Annotated in this window: 1 protein-coding gene and 1 pseudogene; one reads left to right on the top strand and one right to left on the bottom strand. The window is 34.1% G+C overall.

Features of this window, described 5'->3' with window-relative positions; all coding sequences use genetic code 11:
* Nucleotides 1-711: 711 nt before the first annotated feature.
* Nucleotides 712-1650 (bottom strand): gamma-carotene 1'-hydroxylase CruF, encoded by a 939-nt coding sequence (gene cruF / locus F6K22_RS37340; protein ID WP_293109823.1) that lies wholly within the window; start codon nt 1648-1650, stop codon nt 712-714.
* 670 nt (nt 1651-2320) lie between these two features.
* Here cruF and F6K22_RS37335 point away from each other — a divergent pair.
* Nucleotides 2321-3018 (top strand): annotated as a pseudogene (locus F6K22_RS37335) (F420-0:Gamma-glutamyl ligase); the annotation flags it as partial.

Below are 3018 nucleotides of genomic sequence, written 5' to 3'. Positions count from 1 at the left end.
CTTTTTTTCTCCTTAAAAAAGGAGGCTTTAGACCACAATTTCTCCTTCAGCAATTAACAATGAACAATTAAATAATTAATAATCACCCCTTCTTAAAAGAAGGGGATTGACTCAAAGGAAAATTTTTTGCTTTTTTTCTCCTTAAAAAAGGAGGCTTTAGACCACAATTTCTCCTTCAGCAATTAACAATGAACAATTAAATAATTAATAATCACCCCTTCTTAAAAGAAGGGGATTGACTCAAAGGAAAATTTTTGATTTATCCCCTTAAAAGGGGAAGCTTTAAACCTGAATTGTTGAATAAATAATTACAGTAGTTTCCGAAGTTATGAAGTACAGTTGTTTTTATTCTTTTCTATTCCCTATTCCCTGTTAAGTGTTAAGTGTTCCCTCAAAGCTAAAGTTTTGTACCTCATAACAAGGGAAAACGCTCTAATTGACTATCAACTCTTAATAATTAATAATTAATTATTAATTATTAATTATTAATTATTCGGTAATACCATTTCTCCATGAAGTTGCGCTTAATATAAACAGGACTTACGCATGGGTACTATATATAGAGTACAAAAACTGTAACGCTATAGTTTTTAATACTACATACATGGTCTCTGCGTAATTCCTAATAAAGATGAGAATAGTCAGTTTAATAAGGTCTGACCAATAATTATTAAGCGTATTGTTCCAGAGAAATGGTATAAGTCCTATTTACTATTTAAGAGACATATCTACCTGTTTTGCAGGTAGTTTTTCCCCATAGTTAGTCACAACATTTTCTACAGACACATTCATCTGCCTTAATTTATTAGCTTCAGATATCCACCATAGAATAATTGCTGGAACAACTCCTAATAAGATGCTCAAACCAGTAGGTAATAAGAATCTACTATCCAGGGAAACTATAGTAATTGTTGCTCCAAAAGTAAAATTAACCAAATAAGTTATTAGGGGCAGATTTAATTCTTGACGGGACAATAAAATAGTTTTCTTGCCCCAAAGCAAAGCAGCTACAGTCATGTATATTGCACCTGTACCTACCCACCCCACTAAATTGCGGTAAGGCATTCCAAAAAAAGACCCTTCATCTTGAAATACCCAAAATGGAAAAGGTGCCTGACTCATGGCCGGGTCAAGAACTAAATCCCAAGCTGTTAGAAGTATTGCTCCTGTGGCGATCGCTCCTACATGACGTATCCAGGAACTAGAAGTATTTACCTGTAAACCGCAACGAGCCAGTAAATAACAAACAAATCCCATATAAAACCAAGATAAGGGAATTGTAAATGGTACGAGACCTGCAATTTTGTATCCTAATCCACTGAGATAAGCATAATCCCCAAAAGGAAATCCTGTGCTGGTGCCTAATAGTTCGCTACTCAAAGATAGAAATACAGAAGGCAGCATAAAAGCCAAAGTTGTACCTATTCCTAAATTCCTAATTCCATACAGGGCAACTGCTAATGCTCCAAAGATAATGAAAGTTGCTCCTCCTCCTGCCATGCTCCATTGGAAGGCAGTTTGTCCTATGGGAGGCAAGCTGACAATAATTTCAGGATTCGGCAGAACTATTAACAGACCTGCTAGGCCAAAAACTGTTGATAAGATATGTGCAAGTAATAGATAGCGTTCGGCGATCGTAAGTTGCTTCATAGAAGTCCTATTTTTGAGGTCATTTCAGTTATCAGTTATCAGTTATCAGTTATCAGTTATCAGTACCTCCTACTTGAGCCAGAGGCTTGAAATACTGAAGCTGATTTTCTATTGGTCGATTGGATATGGTTAGGTAACCCATCCATTCCATCCTGACGGAATGCTCCGCAAACGACCGCTTTTCATGCCCTTAAAATAGAGGCTATTGACCTTATTTATTGGTCAAAAGTTACTGATTTTTTGCTTTTATGTTTTTGGGAAAATAGTTCAAATCTACTCTGTGCATAAGTAGTAGAGATTTGGAACTATTTTTTCCTAGTGGGACTAATTTTTTCTTGAAACCAATTCCACAAAACACTATCTATATAGTTTACAAATCTTTACAAAAAAACAACTAGAATAACCTGATATATTTTTTTGTTTATGTTTTTAAATTTCGTTTTTTTCACTCATAAGGAAAAATGAAATTTTTTGCCGGAAGTTCAGTTTTACTTCTTCCTTAAATACAAAGCATGAAATTATATCATAATATCTAGTATATATCAATAATAAATATATTTATAGTTGGCTAAATAAACTAAACTTATGTAGAATCAACAGGATTTTCAAATAAAATGAAGGAAATTATATTAAGTAAACTTAGTTAAAATGATATTGAGTAGGAGATTAAGTGATTACAGAAATTTTAACAACAGGAATTATTGTTTTAGCCATACTTATAACTTTAAGCTGGTTAGCACTAGAATTACAATATCGTAATCGTCCAGGGAATGCCTTAGAATTAACCTCTGGAGACTGGAATTTAGCAGTTGCAGAACCAGAAAAATATCTTTTAGTAGGTGAAATGGAATTATGCAACCTTACTAAAAGCCTAGAAATTATGGTGCCAGAAGTACAGGCAGAAGTAAAACTCCTATCTAGTGGAAGTTTAGAAGGAGTAAATTATCAAACTCAAATTATTCCTTTCCATGAAGATGCTCCAGCCAGAGCCGATAACTATTGGTTTGCTTATATAGTAAAAGTAGGAAAAAAGACAAAACTCAAAATATCAATTGATATTCAAGGTAATAACTTAGAGCAACTAAAATCAGCTTGGATTAAAGTAAATTATGTCACTTATGGGCCTGGTGGTCGAGTTCCCAAAGTGAAAAATATTATAGTCCCCCTAAAATTTCCTGACCCTAATGCTACGCCAAATCAGCGAGAAACCACAAATGCAAAAGTATTTCCCATTCGGACTCACTTATTAACTCAGCTAGACGATCCAATAGAAATTATTAAACGTTATGTAGTTCCTCATGCTCAAAAGGGAGACATAGTTACAATAGGTGAAACACCCCTAGCATTAATACAAGGTCGTTTTCGTCA

This window comes from Okeania sp. SIO2F4 (assembly GCF_010672385.1).
In the GTDB taxonomy this organism is placed as follows: domain Bacteria; phylum Cyanobacteriota; class Cyanobacteriia; order Cyanobacteriales; family Microcoleaceae; genus Trichodesmium.
This window is presented reverse-complemented; position numbering and strand designations above follow the sequence as displayed.